This window comes from Bradyrhizobium sp. CCBAU 11357 (assembly GCF_028128865.1).
Lineage (GTDB): Bacteria > Pseudomonadota > Alphaproteobacteria > Rhizobiales > Xanthobacteraceae > Bradyrhizobium.
In genome coordinates this window covers 650,750-665,581 of sequence record NZ_LBJW01000017.1, presented here as the reverse complement: position 1 = coordinate 665,581, position 14,832 = coordinate 650,750, and the positions used below count along the sequence as shown (strand labels likewise).

General features: G+C 66.3%; 17 protein-coding genes and 1 tRNA gene. 8 read left to right on the top strand and 10 right to left on the bottom strand.

The genetic code is table 11. The annotated features are described in order from the left end of the window. Positions 1–4: 4 nt before the first annotated feature. Genes tkt through XI05_RS08280 form a run of 3 tightly spaced genes read right to left on the bottom strand, consistent with a single transcriptional unit; the run spans position 5 to position 3,965 of the window. On the bottom strand, positions 5–2,023 hold the full coding sequence (tkt, locus tag XI05_RS08290) for a transketolase (RefSeq protein WP_271500303.1): 2,019 nt from the start codon (positions 2,021–2,023) through the stop codon (positions 5–7). A 16-nt stretch (positions 2,024–2,039) separates the two neighbouring features. Then, positions 2,040–2,915, bottom strand: a complete 876-nt coding sequence (locus tag XI05_RS08285; RefSeq protein ID WP_211401688.1) for a phosphoribulokinase — start codon at positions 2,913–2,915, stop codon at positions 2,040–2,042. A gap of 12 nt (positions 2,916–2,927) precedes the next feature. Continuing rightward, positions 2,928–3,965, bottom strand: coding sequence for a class 1 fructose-bisphosphatase (locus tag XI05_RS08280; RefSeq protein WP_271500299.1), 1,038 nt, complete (start codon positions 3,963–3,965; stop codon positions 2,928–2,930). Positions 3,966–4,084: 119 nt separating this feature from the next. Between XI05_RS08280 and XI05_RS08275 the strand changes: the two genes are divergently transcribed. Next, entirely contained in the window at positions 4,085–5,062 is a 978-nt protein-coding gene (locus XI05_RS08275; protein ID WP_271500296.1) for a LysR family transcriptional regulator, read from the top strand. A gap of 241 nt (positions 5,063–5,303) precedes the next feature. Here the strand turns inward: XI05_RS08275 and XI05_RS08270 are convergent, their stop codons facing one another. From XI05_RS08270 to XI05_RS08250, 5 genes are all read right to left on the bottom strand, one after another. Beyond that, a complete protein-coding gene (locus XI05_RS08270; protein ID WP_271500293.1) occupies positions 5,304–5,501 on the bottom strand; it encodes a hypothetical protein in 198 nt (65 codons plus the stop codon). Between the two features lie 132 nt (positions 5,502–5,633). Next, the gene (locus XI05_RS08265; protein WP_271500290.1) at positions 5,634–6,050 is read right to left on the bottom strand and encodes a DUF4118 domain-containing protein; all 417 of its coding nucleotides are present in this window, start codon (positions 6,048–6,050) and stop codon (positions 5,634–5,636) included. A gap of 136 nt (positions 6,051–6,186) precedes the next feature. Further along, a complete protein-coding gene (locus tag XI05_RS08260; protein ID WP_271500285.1) occupies positions 6,187–7,380 on the bottom strand; it encodes an MFS transporter in 1,194 nt (397 codons plus the stop codon). Positions 7,381–7,436: 56 nt separating this feature from the next. Continuing rightward, the gene (locus tag XI05_RS08255) at positions 7,437–8,057 is read right to left on the bottom strand and encodes a TetR/AcrR family transcriptional regulator (protein ID WP_333939828.1); all 621 of its coding nucleotides are present in this window, start codon (positions 8,055–8,057) and stop codon (positions 7,437–7,439) included. A 638-nt stretch (positions 8,058–8,695) separates the two neighbouring features. Then, positions 8,696–9,637, bottom strand: a complete 942-nt coding sequence (locus tag XI05_RS08250; protein ID WP_271500280.1) for an N-carbamoyl-D-amino-acid hydrolase — start codon at positions 9,635–9,637, stop codon at positions 8,696–8,698. A 278-nt stretch (positions 9,638–9,915) separates the two neighbouring features. Between XI05_RS08250 and XI05_RS08245 the strand changes: the two genes are divergently transcribed. The 3 genes from XI05_RS08245 (at position 9,916) to XI05_RS08235 (ending at position 11,146) form a co-directional block, all read left to right on the top strand. Next, positions 9,916–10,140: a hypothetical protein gene (locus XI05_RS08245; RefSeq protein ID WP_018648745.1), complete on the top strand. Its 225-nt coding sequence runs from the start codon at positions 9,916–9,918 to the stop codon at positions 10,138–10,140. Between the two features lie 218 nt (positions 10,141–10,358). Continuing rightward, a complete protein-coding gene (locus XI05_RS08240; RefSeq protein WP_271500277.1) occupies positions 10,359–10,685 on the top strand; it encodes a hypothetical protein in 327 nt (108 codons plus the stop codon). Positions 10,686–10,843: 158 nt separating this feature from the next. Further along, positions 10,844–11,146, top strand: a complete 303-nt coding sequence (locus tag XI05_RS08235) for a hypothetical protein (RefSeq protein WP_271500274.1) — start codon at positions 10,844–10,846, stop codon at positions 11,144–11,146. A 277-nt stretch (positions 11,147–11,423) separates the two neighbouring features. On the opposite strand, the gene XI05_RS08230 is transcribed toward XI05_RS08235, so the two are convergent. After that, a tRNA-OTHER gene (locus tag XI05_RS08230) sits at positions 11,424–11,492 on the bottom strand. A gap of 166 nt (positions 11,493–11,658) precedes the next feature. On the opposite strand from XI05_RS08230, the gene XI05_RS08225 reads away from it, so the two are divergent. The 4 genes from XI05_RS08225 (at position 11,659) to XI05_RS08210 (ending at position 14,464) form a co-directional block, all read left to right on the top strand. After that, on the top strand, positions 11,659–12,276 hold the full coding sequence (locus XI05_RS08225) for a hypothetical protein (protein ID WP_271500271.1): 618 nt from the start codon (positions 11,659–11,661) through the stop codon (positions 12,274–12,276). Further along, a complete protein-coding gene (locus XI05_RS08220) occupies positions 12,277–13,146 on the top strand; it encodes a hypothetical protein (protein WP_271500268.1) in 870 nt (289 codons plus the stop codon). Positions 13,147–13,258: 112 nt separating this feature from the next. After that, the gene (locus XI05_RS08215; protein ID WP_271500265.1) at positions 13,259–13,405 is read left to right on the top strand and encodes a hypothetical protein; all 147 of its coding nucleotides are present in this window, start codon (positions 13,259–13,261) and stop codon (positions 13,403–13,405) included. Between the two features lie 6 nt (positions 13,406–13,411). After that, positions 13,412–14,464, top strand: a complete 1,053-nt coding sequence (locus tag XI05_RS08210; RefSeq protein ID WP_271500262.1) for a hypothetical protein — start codon at positions 13,412–13,414, stop codon at positions 14,462–14,464. 12 nt (positions 14,465–14,476) lie between these two features. Here XI05_RS08210 and XI05_RS08205 read toward each other — a convergent pair whose 3' ends face one another. Then, the gene (locus XI05_RS08205; protein WP_271500259.1) at positions 14,477–14,731 is read right to left on the bottom strand and encodes a helix-turn-helix transcriptional regulator; all 255 of its coding nucleotides are present in this window, start codon (positions 14,729–14,731) and stop codon (positions 14,477–14,479) included. Positions 14,732–14,832 lie beyond the last annotated feature (101 nt).

Below are 14,832 nucleotides of genomic sequence, written 5' to 3'. Positions count from 1 at the left end.
CTCCTTATTGGCTCTTGCGGGCGATCGCCCGACGGGCCGCTTCCGCAATGCTTTGCGGGGTGATGCCGAATTCGCGGTACAGGACCGGCGCCGGCGCCGAGGCACCGAAGCCGCGCATGCCGACGAACTCGCCGTCAGCGCCAATCCAGCGATGCCAGTCGCCGGCGACAGCGGCCTCGATACCGACACGCGGCGCGGTGCCGAGCACGGCGGCGCGGTAGTCCTCCGGCTGCTCCTCGAACAGCGCGAAGCACGGCGCCGAGACCACAGCCGGACGAATATGTTCGGTCGCGAGCAGGCGCGCGGCTTCCAGCGCGATGGAAACTTCCGAGCCGGTTGCGATCAACGTCAGGTCGCGGCCGCCATCCGGCGAGGCGACGAGATAGGCACCGTTCGCGACGCGGTTTCTGCCGCGGGCGTCGCTGCGGAAGGTCGGCAGCGCCTGCCGCGACAGGCACAGCACGGACGGACGGTTTTCGGAGCTGAGTGCGCAGTCCCAGGCTTCCAGCGTCTCCACCGCGTCGGCAGGACGGAACACCAGGAGGTTCGGGATCACGCGCAGCGCGGCAAGGTGTTCGACCGGCTGATGTGTCGGGCCATCCTCGCCGAGCCCGATGGAGTCGTGCGTCATCACATGGATGACGCGCAGCCGCATCAGGGCGGCAAGTCGGATCGCCGGCCGGCTGTAGTCGGAGAACGCGAGGAACGTGCCGCCGTAGGGGATGAAGCCGCCATGCAGCGCGAGGCCGTTCATCGCGGCGGCCATGCCGTGCTCTCGGATGCCATAGTGGATGTAGTCGCCGGTGAATGCACCGCTCCTGACCGGAGCTTGCGCCTTGGCGTGCGTCAGGTTCGAATGGGTGAGGTCTGCCGAGCCGCCGATCAGGCCGGCTATCGTTCCAGCAATCCCGTCGAGCACCTGCTGCGAGGCCTGCCGCGTTGCGAGCTTCGGCCGCTCGCTGGCAAAGCGCTCGCGCAATTTCGCCGCGGCCAGCGCATACGAGGCCGGTAGCGCGACGGCCTTGCCTTCGACGAACAGATCGCGCTGCTCGGGCGTGGCGTTTTCGTAACGATCAAGCCAGGCGAGACGGTCGACCTGCCCGCGCTGCCCGATCATCCGCCACGCCTTGAGCACCGGGATCGGCACCACGAAGGGCTGATAGTCCCAGCCGAGCGTCCGGCGCGCCGCTGCCGTCTGCTCGGTGCCGAGCGGCGCGCCGTGCGCCTTCTCGGTGCCCTGCCGATCAGGCGCGCCATAGCCGATGATGGTGCGGCAGGCGATCAGCGACGGTTTTGCGGTCCCCCGCTCCTCCGCAATCGCCTGCGCCACCGCTTCGGGATCATGCCCGTCGACGCGGCGCACCGACCAGCCGGAGGCGGCGAAGCGCGCGAGCTGGTCGTCCGACGTCGCCAGCGAGGTCGGACCGTCGATGGAGATGCCGTTGTCGTCGAACAGCACGATCAGCCGACCGAGCCCGAGATGGCCGGCAAGCGAGATCGCCTCCTGGCTGATGCCCTCCATCAGGCAGCCGTCGCCCGCGATGACATAGGTGAAGTGATCGACGAGGCCATCGCCATGCCGCGCATTCGCCATGCGCTCGGCAAGCGCCATGCCGACCGCGGTCGCGATCCCCTGTCCCAATGGGCCCGTCGTGGTCTCGACGCCGGGCGTGTGGCCATATTCGGGATGGCCCGGCGTCTTCGAGCCCCATTGCCTGAAGGCCTTGATGTCGTCGAGGCTGACATCGCCGCCGGTGAGATGCAGCAGTGCATAGAGCAGCATCGAGCCATGGCCGGCCGACAGGACAAAACGGTCGCGGTCCGGCCAGTTGGAGTGCGCGGAGTCGAATTTCAGGAAGCGCGAGAACAGCACGGTTGCGACATCCGCCATGCCCATGGGCAGCCCGGGATGGCCGGACTGCGCTGCCTCGATGGCGTCGACCGCAAGGAAGCGGACGGCATTGGCGAGATCGTTGTGCGTGACCGCATTGAGGTCGGCTTCGGCATGGACGGAGATGTTCATCGGCTTCTCTCCCTGTTCACTTCAGGCTGCGCTTGCGCTCGATCAGCTGCATGATCAGCGGCGTCAGGATCAGCTGCATCGCGAGGTCGAGCTTGGCACCGGGGCAGACGATCGAATTGGCGCGGGACATCCAGCTCTGCGGCAGCATCGAGAGCAGATAGGGGAAGTCGATCCCGCGCGGATTCTTGAAGCGGATCACCACCATCGATTCGTCCGGCGTCGGGATCCAGCGCGCGATGAACGGGTTGGAGGTGTCCACCGTCGGCACGCGCTGGAAGTTGATGTCGGTCTCGGTGAATTGCGGGCAGATGTAGTGGATGTAGTCGGGCATCCGCCGCAGGATGGTGTCGGTGACGGCCTCGGTCGAATAGCCCCGCGCGCTGCGGTCGCGGTGCAGCTTCTGGATCCATTCGAGATTGATGACGGGCACGACGCCGATCTTGAGGTCGGCATAGCGCGCGACGTTGACCTTGTCGGTGACCACGGCGCCGTGCAGGCCTTCGTAGAACAACAGGTCGGAGTTCTCCGGCAACTGCTTCCAGTCGGTGAAGGTGCCCGGGGCCGCGCCATGCAGCGCCGATTCCTCGGCGTCGTGGACGTAATGCCGCGTTACCGCGGTGCCGGTCTCGCCATAGTCGCGGAAGGCGCGCTCAAGCTCCTCGAACAAATTGGTCTCGGGGCTGAAATGGCTGAAATGCTTGTTGCCGCGCTCGGCCTCCTTCGCCATCTGCGTGCGCATCTCGGCGCGGTCGTAGCGATGGAAGGCGTCGCCCTCGATGTAGGCGGCGTTGACCTTCTCGCGAAAGAAGATCTGCTCGAAGGTCTTCTTGACCGATGTGGTGCCGGCGCCGGAGGAGCCGGTGATGGAGATGATCGGATGCTTCCTGGACATGGGGCGCCTCGCTCAGAGCCGGAAGAATCCGCGCCGCGCGAACAGCGGCGCGGAGACGCTGGCAACCAGCAGCGGATCGCAATGCAGCTCCTCGACGCGCCGCACCTCGTTGCTCGAGCCCATGATCAGCGGCACGCGCTGGTGCAGATTTTGCGCGGAGAGGTCGAGGATGCGCTCGCGCCCGGTCGAGGCCGAGCCACCGGCCTGCTCGATGATCATGGCCATCGGATGCGCCTCGTAGGTCAGGCGCAGGCGGCCGTCGCCGTAGCCGGGACGCGCATCGGAGGGATAGAGGAACACGCCGCCACGGGTGAGGATGCGATAGGCCTCCGCGACCAGCGAGCCGATCCAGCGCATGTTGAAGTCGTGGTTGGCGGGCCCGTCGACGCCGGCGAGGCATTCGTCGATGAAGGCGCGCACCGGCGGGTCCCAGTGCCGGCGGTTCGAGGCGTTGATCGCGAACTCCTCGCAGGCCTCGGCGATCTGCACGGCGCTGCGCGCGAGGCGGAAGCAGCCCGCCTTGCGATCGAGCGTGAAGATGTCGACGCCGTCGCCGAGCGTCAGCACCAGCGAGGTCTGCGGGCCGTAGGTGACGAAGCCCGCCGCGAGCTGCGCCGAGCCGCGCTGATGGAAGGCCAGTGAGAGATCGTCGGGGGCCGGCAGGATCGAGAAGATCGTGCCGACGGTCATGTTGATGTCGATGTTGGAGGAGCCATCGAGCGGATCGATCGCGATGCAGATGCGCCCCTGACGATCGACGATCTGGGCCTCGCGCATCTCCTCCGACGCCAGCGCGGCGATCGGCAGCCGGCCGAGGCAACGGCGCAGGATCGCGTCCGCCTGGACGTCGAGGTCGCGTTGGAGATCGCCGTCGCTGTTGCGCCCGGTGGAGAGGCCCGAGGCGTCGGCGAGATCGCCGCTGGCGATGAGATCGGCAATCTCGATCGCTGCCGCCGCGATGGCATCGACGGCGCCGGACACTGCGAGCGCGTGAGGTGCGGTCTCGGAATACCGTTGAAGGTGGTCGTCCAGCCTGAGTTGCCCGGTCATCTGCGTCCATCCCCTGGGCCGGTGCCGCAACCGTTCCCTCCACTCTAGAGGTCGGTGCGGTCAGTGCCGGCATCAGGAGATTGACAGGGGTGACTTAATAAGGAAAATTTCTATTCATAATGAGCGCCAAAGAATTTTCTTATAATGGTCCCGGCCATGCGGCGGCCCAGCTCCGGCATCTGACGATCCGGCAGCTGCGCTCGCTCGCGGCGTTGTCAGCCAAGGGCAGCGTGACGGCGGCGTCCGGCCATCTCGGGCTGACGCAGCCGGCCGTGACCCAGCAGCTGCGTCAGCTGCAGGACCTCGCCGGCCTGCCCCTGGTGCAGCGGACCGGCGACGGCATGCTGCTGACCGAGGCGGGCAAGGAAGTGCTGGCGCTGGCCGAGCGGGTCGAGGCCGCGATCACGGATTGCCAGGGCGCGCTCGACCTGCTCGCGGGGCGGACCGGCGGCACGGTGCATCTCGGTGCGGTCTCGACGGCCAAGTATTTCGTGCCGCATGCGATCGCGGCGTTCTCCAAGCGCTACCCCAAGATCGAGATCAAGCTGACCATCGGCAATCGCGAGGAGATCCGCGAGGCCATGCACGGCTACGACCTCGACTTCGCGGTGATGGGTCGGCCGCCGGCCGACGTCACCGTCGACGTCCGCCAGCTCGGACGCAATCCGCACATCATCGTCGCGCGCAAGGGGCATTGGCTGGAGAAGGATTCCGGCCTCAGCCTGACCGACCTCGTGCACGAGACCTTCCTCACCCGCGAGCCCGGCTCGGGCACGCGGACGCTGATGGAGGGCATGTTCCAGAAGTCCGATCTCGAGCCGATCATCGGCATGGAGATGAGCAGCAACGAGACCATCAAGCAGGCGGTCATCGCCGGGCTCGGCATCGCCTTCATCTCGGCCCACACCGTGGCGCATGAGCTCGCCGAGGGCCGGCTCGTCGTGCTCGACGTCGCGGGCCTGCCGATCGTGCGGCAATGGTACGTGATCCGCCGCAGCGACAAGGTGCTGCTGCCGCCCGCGCAGGCGATGTTCGATTTTCTCGGCTCGGAGGGATCGAACTATCTGCCCGACGTGCCCGAACTCGGCGGGCGGTAGCCGGCCGGCGCTCAGCTCATCAGCTTCATGGCAAGGGTCGCCGCCAGCACCACGATGATCTGGAGCAGGCGCTCCGTCGTGAAGATGCGGTTGAACGTGGTCATCTTTTGCCCCGGCCGTCGTGAAGTAGATTCGATCGGCCCGTTGCTAGCACAGAAGGGTGCGGAGACAACTCCGTAATCGCCCCGTGGATGATCGGGCCTGCGGCGGGCCGGTTCGCGGCCGCGCAGGTCGGTAACGATCAGGCCGCGAGCGGGGCGGCGCGGTCCGTGCGCGAGGCGAAATAGGCTTCCAGCTCCGACAGCGCCCGCGCTTCCCACTCCCTCGCCTGCTCCAGCAGCGACCAGCTCTGGCCCGGGCGGAATGCTGCGGTCTGGCGATAGAGCGATGCTATGCCGCGGTAGCGGCGCACGTTCTCCAAGATGGCGTGACCGTTCATGTCCGAAAACTCCCTCGTCATTCCCGCGGGAGAAACTGCGGCCAAATCTTTTTCGAAAAGTTAGCGGCGCGCGGCAAGTCCGCGGATGGTTGCCGGACTGTTGCGCAGCCGCAACGCGCGCGGCGCGATCCATTACGGATTCGTTGCCGCGCTCTCGCCCGAGGGCTTCAGCCCGCCGCTTCTGACGATCGTCATCGTGGCGCGGCAGAGATCGGCAAGGCCGATCAGGAGGACTGCGAGAAGACAGAACAGGTTGATGGAATCGGCATTCGCGCTGGTCAGCGCGTTGAACTCGAAAAAGGGTGGGATGAACGCCCACCACACCAGCGGCACCGTGAGCAGCGCGGCCAACGCTGCCGCCGGTGCGCCCGTCATGAGCGCAAGCACGAACAGGCCGGGCAGGAACGCTGCGAAATAGAACTTTGCGCCGAGCACGACGCAGATACCCTGAAGCACGGCCGACACCGCGACGACGGCCAATCCGAGCAGAAACGCCTGCCACGACCATGGCCGTACCCGCGGTACGCCAAACAGCCCCGCACGCTTCATCAGCCTCCCCCTGCCGCCCGTTAACTAGGTGCGTTTGCGACGAAAGTACTACAACCGCAACCAATCCGCGAGATGGAAATTGCCTCATCGCGCGGTTGGTGAACGGCTCGCATGGCGCCATCCCGGCAACCGGTCGCTACTCGGTCACCGCGTAGAGCAACCCCGCGACGGGCAAAGCAAGGCCAATGGCCGATGCGAGCACCCAGCCGCCCTGTGCGAACGCCCAGGCTCCGACCGCCGAGCCGGCCGCGCCGGCGGCGAAGAACGTCGCCATGTAGAGACCATTGAGGCGACTGCGGTGCTCATGGCCGAGCGCGAAGATGGCGCGGAAGCCCAGCACCACATTGCCCTGGACACCGATGTCGATCGCAATCGCGGCGACCACCAGACAGGCGAGGTTCAGCATCGAGCCGGGCGCGCCGATGGCGGTCACGAGGAAGCCGGCGGCCGTGAGCAGCATCGCAATCAGCGTCGCGATGCGACTATGGCCGCGGTCCGCGAGGCGCCCGGCGATCGGCGCGGCGAACACACCGGCGACGCCGGCCAGCGCGAACAGCGCGATGCCGCGCTGGGAGAAGCCGAACTCGCCGGCGAGCTGGAGCGGCGCCACCGTCCAGAACAGGGTGAAGGCGCCGAACAGGCTCGCCTGGTAGAGCGCGCGGCGGCGGAGCAACGGCGTGGCCCGCACCAGATGCGGCATCGACAGCAGCAATTGACCGTAATGCATCCGCGTGACCGGCTTGCGCTTCGGCAGCGTCATCCAGAGCACGGCCGCGAGCACGATCATCAGCGCGGCGGAGGCGAAGAACACCGCGTGCCACGACAGCAAGGCCGTGACGAAGCTCGATACCGGACGCGCCAGCATGATGCCGAGCATCAGGCCGGTCGAGACGTTGCCGACGACGCGGCCGCGGATGGCTTCGGGCGCCAGATGCGCCGCATAGGGGATGATGATCTGCACCGCGACCGAGCCGAGGCCGATGAACAGCGCCGCGAGCAGGAACGGCAGCGCATGGGTTGCGAACGCCGCGGCGACGAGCGCTGCGGCGCCGAGCATGATCACCGAACAGATCAGGGCGCGGTTCTCGACGAGATCGCCGAGCGGCACGATCAGCAGCAGCCCGGTGCCGTAGCCGATCTGCGTCATGGTCACGATCAGCCCGCTAGCTGCATGCGACAGGCCGAGCGCGGCGCTGATCGGGGCGATCAGCGGCTGCGCATAATAGATGTTGGCGGCGACCATGCCACAGGCCGCGGCAAGCACGAAGGTCAGGCGCTGCGACACCGCATCCGGCCCGGGCGCGGTCTCGATCGTGGCATTCATGGTCATTCGCATCGACTCCAGATATTAATAGGGAACAATCATTCCCTATTATGACGAAAAATTCAGGCGAGCAGCTTCATCGCGACGCCGACGAGGCGTCCGCCCTCGAGCGGCACACGGGCCTTGCCGACGACGCGCAGGCCTTGCGTGATGCAGATCATCAGCCGCGCGGTGTCATCGGCCGCGACGTGGCGGGGAATAGAGCCGTCGGCCTGGCCCTCGCGAATGAGGCCGGCGATGAAGCTTTCGTTGCGCTCGAGCTGCGCATTGACGCGGGCGCCGACGACCGGATCGACCGCGGCGAGCTCGACCGCGCTGCCGACGACGAGGCAGCCGCGCCGCCCCTCGCTGCCCTGGGAATGCTCGACATAGGACAGCAGCACGTGACGGATTCGCTCGCGGCCGTTCGCGCCGCGCGCCGCCGCGCTACGGGTCTGCTCCTGGCGCAGCGCCGCGTAGCGCTCGAAGGCGGCGAGGAACACCGCATGCTTGTCGCGAAACGCCTTGTAGATGCTTCCCGTGGCGAGCCGCATCGCCGCGCTGAGCTCGCCGATCGAGGTGGCATGATAGCCGCGCTCACGAAACACGCGCACGGCGCGGTCGAGCGCGGTGTCCATGTCGAATTCCCGGGGGCGGCCGGGCGGACGTGCGGCAGGCCGGGAGCGGCGGGCGGTCTTTTGCATTGCAGGATAATAGGGAATGAACGTTTCCGAATAAAGACACGTGGTTGTGAATGGGGTGAGACGGCCATCGTCTCTCGTGCTCCGTCATCCTGAGGTGCGAGTCGTGGGACGCAACGCGTCCCACGGAGAGCCTCGAAGGATGAGCGGCCGAGATGCAGCCGGGCCGCCGCCCTTCGAGGCTCGCTCAGCGGCGCGATGCGCCGCTCAGCGAGCACCTCAGGGTGACGGTGAGAGAGGAGTGCACACTGCCTCCACATAGTCATTGCGAGCGCAGCGAAGCAATCCAGAGTCGTTCCGCGGAGGGATTCTGGATTGCTTCGCTGCGCTCGCAATGACGGAGTATGAGGCAGCATCGCAGTTCTCCGACATGCACTCGCAGGATGGGTAGAGCGAAGCGAAACCCGTCACGCATCCTCCCCGCCGAAGCATGATGGGTTTCGCAACTGCTCTACCCATCCTACGCCTCCATGGCCGCAGACGCGCCTTCGCGTCCTCGCGGGCGTAATCCGCCCGAGCTTTGCTTCGTCTCGCCGCCCCCCGGAAGCCCGGATGGAGCGCGAGCGTAATCCGGGAAAGTGCAAGATGCCGGGCGTGCGGCCCCAGATTACGCTAACGCTCGATCCGGGCTACCGGCAGCATCACCCCTTCACCGGCGTGCCATCCGCCATCGTCGTCACGCCCTTCCGCTCGACGATCATGCCGTAGGCCCGCGGCTGGCGGTGGACGTCGAAATTGAAGGTGGTGCGCTTGTAGGAGTTGCAGAGATCGAGATCGCAGCGCGCCAGCGCGATCTCGTCGCCCTTGGTGGTGCAGGCCGCGATGATCTCGCCCGAGGGCGCGATGATGCAGCTGCCGCCGATGTGATCGACGCCTTCCTCGATGCCGGCCTTGGCGACGCCGACCACGAAGGTGCCGTTCTGATAGGCGCCTGCCTGCATCACCAGATGATTGTGGAACAGCGAGAGATCGTCATGCTCCGGCGCGGGCGGATTGTGCACTGGCGTGTTGTAGCCGATCAGCACCATCTCGACGCCCTGCAGGCCCATCACGCGATAGGTCTCGCTCCAGCGGCGATCGTTGCAGATCGCCATGCCCATCACGCCGCCGAAGGCATCGACCACGCCGAAGCCGCTGCCGGGCTCGAAATAGCGCTTCTCCAGATGCTGGAATTCGCGCCAGGGCTCGTGCTCGGCATGGCCGGGCAGATGCACCTTGCGATATTTCAGGACGATCGCGCCGCTCTTGTCGACGAGGATGGACGTGTTGTAGCGCCTGAGAATCCCCGCCTCGACGGTCAGCTCGGCGTAGCCGAGGCAAAAGCCGATGCCGAGTTCGCGCGCGAGATCGAACAGCGCCTGCGTCTCGGAGCCCGGCATCTCGCGCTCGAAGAAGCTGTCGATCTCGGCCTGGTCCTCTAAGTACCAGCGCGGAAAGAATGTGGTCAGCGCCAGCTCGGGATAGACGATCAGGTCGCAGCCGCAAGCCCGTGCCTCGCGCATCAACGCCATCAGCCGCGCCACCACCGCGGTCCTGGTCTCGCTCTTCGCGATCGGTCCGAGCTGGCCGGCTGCGACGGTCATAATTCTCGCCACGCGTCATTCCTCATCTTTTTCGAGTGCGCCGGGCCTGAGCCTATCGGGCGGCGCACCGCGCGCACAGGCCGCCTGGCCCTCCGTGCCGAGGGCACAATCAAATTCCGTGCCTGCGGGTATCATCTTGCGGCGCTGGGTGAGCACCCTGGACGGGAATTTCGTTGCCGATCTGCAACGGTTCCCCACCGTCTGAAGCTGGACAAAACAAACTCCCATTCCGGCCACGAACCGCTCTCACAAGGCCGTGAGACTATCAGGGGAAGACGATGCGTGCACAACGCGTTTGGAAAGTGAATGGGGCCGCCAGCATCGGGCAGCTCCAATCCAGGCTGGACGATCTGAACAAGCGCCTCAGCCAGCTCGAAAACCAGAATCCGGAGAATTGGAAGCTGGAAGAGCTGAGATCGAGTGCGCTCAGCCTGTCGCGCGAGATCGACGACATCCGCTGCGCCGAGGCGACGGCGGCCTTGAGCGAGCTGCTGCGGAAATAACCAGGCCTACCGATTCGCTTCGCGCCAGGGGAACCAAGCGCGGCGGCGGCCATTTCCATGCAAAGCATGGAGCGAGATCATGAGCGGGCACCCGACGCGCGCCTATCTCGCGCGCGGCGTGGCCGGTGCGGTATCCATGCTGGTCCTGTGCGCGGCGGCGTCTTCACCATCGCGCGCCCCTTCGCGTTATGAAGAATTCGGCTTGTGAGGGATTTCGCATGACGTCCGATCCCGAGGAGCAGGTCAGGCTGCAAGGCTACGGCGAGATGACGCTGCGCACGGCCGTCGAGACCTTGATGCTGCTCGCGCCGCGCGAGCGATCCGAGGCCGCAATCTTTCGCGTCCGCGACGGCGTGCGCCTCGCGCAAAGCGAGATCGCCGAGCTCGCATCCAGCTGGGCGATCGAGCCCGCCCCAAACGTGCGATCGCCGAAACTGGTGCCGGAGCAGCACTGGCATGACGTGGTCCGCGGCATGGTGCGCGACGCCCCGCTGCCGTCGCTGATTGTGGCCTTCCTGGTGGGTGTGCTGATCGCTCGCAGATGATGATGCGCTCGCGACCACGCGCCCGCGTGAATGGAATCACCCGCGTTCCGTGAAACCCGAGGAAACCCATTTTGCTCGCGACATCGCGACCGTTCCGCGCGGAACGTCTCGCGGCAGGAGGGATTGGTCCCCCGTTGAACCCGAACATGGAGACAACCATGACACGTACGAAACTCGTGAGCGTCGCCGCAACTCTTGCCGCGATTTTGCCGCTCGCAACTGCAAGCCCCAGCCTCGCTGCGGGACGCGGTCCCGGCTGGTGCACGACACCCAGTGGAGAAGCTGTCGGCGCCGCCGGCCCGGCGATGAGCGGCGGCCAGTTGATGGCCGGCGTCGGCCAATGCCAGCGCATCGGCGGTTGGCACCCCACCAACACCTACGGCTATCAGGGCCCGGGCTACGGATATAATGAGCCCCGCTGGGGCACATCAGCCTACGCACCCTACGACTACGAGGACTAGGGCCTTCACGTCGCAAGATCACAGCGGCGCGGCCGATCGCGGCCGCGCCGTTTGCGTTTGAGAGGCAGCGATCGGAGTGAGGGAGTGAGACGCGGCGCGATCTGAGAAAGGTCATTGACCGCCGGCGCCAACCTTCTGCCAGCCATGCCGCCGCGACAAGCCGCCCTGCCCCGCCAAATCGGCCGTGGACCCGGTCCCGAAATAGTTGCAAAAGAGCGCTCCGAGGCGCCAGCGGCCGGCCCGCCAAGCCTCTAGGACACGTCGATTTTTGGAAGAATGGTCGGAGTGGCAGGATTCGAACCTGCGACCCCTGCGTCCCGAACGCACCAGCCAGACCACCACTCCCCGCACTTTCAACCACTTAGCACTACTCGGCACGACCCGAGACTCCGGGAAAATCGGGTCTCGAACGCCCCTGCGTGCAGGTTGCGTGCAAAAGTGGATCGGAGGTGCCGGCGCCCCTGTCCCCCAGCGGTGTATGGGCCGGCAGACCGTTTCGGCGAGGTCGGGTCATGACGGCACCGGAGCTTCAGGCGTGCCTCGACGCCCTGCCCCCGGACATCCGGCAGGAGCTCGATGACATTCGAGACATCGGCCGCGGTCCGTTCCGCCACGCTCAGACCCAGCAGATCGTCGACGATCATTTGGTGCTCCTGATTCGACTCCGGCGCCAGTACCACGCCACCCACGCCGACCTGGTCGCGGTGCTCGGCCATTGCGGCATCACCGGGCCGGGCGGCGCGGCACTCACCGCGGCCACGTTGTCGTCAGCGATCAGCCGGGCCCGGGCCAAGTCCAAGGTCAGCGCCTCCAAGGTCGGCGCCCCCAAGGTCGGGGCCCCCAAGATCGGCGCCTCCAAGTCCCGCGCCCGCACCGCGTCCCCTGCGCGAGCCGCTGCCCCTTCCCCCGTTTCGGAGCGCCCTCGCGGGCATGCTGAAGTCGGCGAGCCGGAGCCCGATCTCGTCTTTGCGAGCCAGGCCGCACCGCCGCCGCGGACCGTCGCGCCGACCGACGCCGACCTGGTGGTCGGCGCGCAGGTCTCCTCTTCGGGCCATGAGGCTCCCGAAGTCCGCCGCTCCGACCACAGAGGGCGGCAGATCGACTTTCTCGCTCGCGCCATGGAGGACTAAATGACCGACACCATCAGTCTCGACGCCCCTAAGACTTCGACCGCCGCCGTAACCGAGTTCGTTCCCGCCTATCGCTTCCTCGAGTTCGTCTCGGTCGCCTCCCATGTCGGCAAGTCGACGCTCGCGGACTTCACGGCGCAGTTGCTCGGTCAGTTCGGCATTCCGATCAAGTTCATCCGGATCGAGTCCCGGACGGCCCGGTCGCGACAGTCGGGCGACGTCGTCCAGATCGACACGGAGAATTTCGCGGCGGCTGCGCGGCTCGCCGGTGCGGAGGCAGCCGTGCTTCGGCCGGTCTTCGAGATCATGGAGGAGGCAGCTTTCGACGAGGCACGTCCGGTGATCGTTCTGGACTGGGGCGGCGGCCTCTCCCAGTTGCGTGCCCAGATCTACGCGGCGACGCAGTTCGACGCTCAGCTCTCGGAACTGGGCATGCGCGGTCTCAGCGTGGTGATGACGAACAGCCTGACCGACCGGATGGCTCAGGCGCGCGAGCTGATCGAACTGACCCGAGACATCGTGCCGGGCATGGACGTCGCGCTTCTGCTCAACCGCCGGAACGGCAATTTCGGCTTCGTGGACGGAACCGAAGAGAAGCGCGTCTTCAGGGATCTCTTGAAAGCGGTGAAAGGCCTGCCTGTCATCAAGGTGCCGGCTGTCGCCGGCGAGAGCTGGCAGGCCTGTCAGGCTGCGGGCCTGACCATGCATGAGGTCATCAACATGGAGCCGGCCGCGCTCCGGCGGCGGTTCGGAAGCGAAAACCGCTGCCTCGTACGTGCCTTCCAGTTGCATGTGGCTGCGTTCTGGAAGGTCGCCGAGAGAGAGATGCTGCAGGTTCTGGCGGGCACGGATGCGGACCCGACGAGCTAGATTCCTGAAGCGTCTTGCCGCAATCGAGTCCCAGGCGCCGGCGTTGCGGCGCCGGGCCGAAGCGCGGATCCGCGAACATTACCGCCTCCATCGCAGGCCTCCGCACGCCGCGGTGACCTGCCTACTTCCGCGGCGCCGCGTCTACGCGCTGATCTTCCTCGGCGAGCTCGAGCATCGGCTCGGGCTCGCTCCCCTTCTTCTACGCCTCGTCGCGCTCCGTCGTCATGCCGCCGCCGTGCGCGACCGGCTGCACTGGTAGGTGAATATGTCCAAGTCGAATGGCTCTGTCTCGCCGACGCAATCTCCCGGCACCATGAAGGCTTACGCGCGTCGCTGCCGGCAGCTCGCGGCGGCGGCGCAACGCGAACTCGCCAAAGCGACGGGGCAGCGGGCGGACACCATCGACCTGACGCCGACCATGCTCGTCGACTTCGTCATCGGCAAGAAAGCCAACTATCTCGCGAATTCGTGGCGCGTGGTGCGCAGCGCCGTCATCTGCACGCTGGAGAACAGAGCCACTCTGGTCGACGAGACCGTCGCCACGGAGATCAAGACCGTGGTCGAGCGGCTCAAGCAGGAGAAGCCGGCTCCCGAGAAGGAGAAGAAGCCGGTGACGTCGCGCACCAAGGACAAGTCGCCGACCGAGAAGGACCTTATGCGGATCAGGCACGCAGCGTTGGCCAGGCAGACGGAGGGCGCGATCGACCTGGTCCTCTACTTCAAGGCTGCGGTGCCTACGGGCCTGCGCCCCTGCGAATGGCCCCGCGCGCACTTCGGCAGGTCGAAGCGTGACGGCTATCGCTGGATGCTCGTCGTCGAGAACGCCAAGGCCACGAACGGCCGCGCCCACGGACCAGCCAGGACCTTGTACTGGGAAGAGTTGGAGCCCCAAGTCGTGCAGGACATCCTCGCCTGGATCAAGACCGCCAAGGACGTCGACTACGGTCGCCGTCTCAACACCGTCGGCCACGCGCTTTGGGAGATCACGCGCGAACTGTGGCCTCGCCGCAACGAGTGGCCGACCTTGTACTCGACCCGCCACGTCGCCATCGCCGCCTGGAAGGCGTTCTACGTTCGCAAAGGTCAGAGCCCCACCGAACGGCTTGAGGCCCTGGCGATCATCGCCGCGCTCTCCGGCCACGGAAGCGACGAGACGGCGAGCACGCATTACGCCCGACCAAATGCGGCTTCCGGCAAGGGCCTCGTGCCGGCAGCCGACCCGGCGGAGGTCCGGAACGTGCGACAAGTCATCAGGCTGGATTGGCGGGAAACCATGCGGGAGGCCAAGGCCAAGAAACAAGCACGGCCGCCGGCGTAGTCGGCGGCGGTCTCAATTCTTCATGGCCACGCCTTCGCCGTGCGACTTGGTCGGATAGAGGAATATGATGCCGCGCTTCTTCAGAATGTCGCGCACCCTTTCATAAGTCCAGACCCGCAACGGATTGCTCGAAGGGTCGGTTTCGGCCTCGAGCCGCGCGATCGTGCGCCGGTCGACGCCGGCCTCAGTCGCCAGGTCCCTCTGCTCCATCCCCAATAGCCCCCGGGCGGCCCTGATCATGCGCCCGGAGGGAATCTTGTCGGCCACTGCCCGCTCCGAATCGAATTGCGAGTAACCATACACCGGTTGCCGGCCAGTGAGCGAGCACGGAAACAAATGTCCTTTAAGTGGCACTTGACACTTATGTG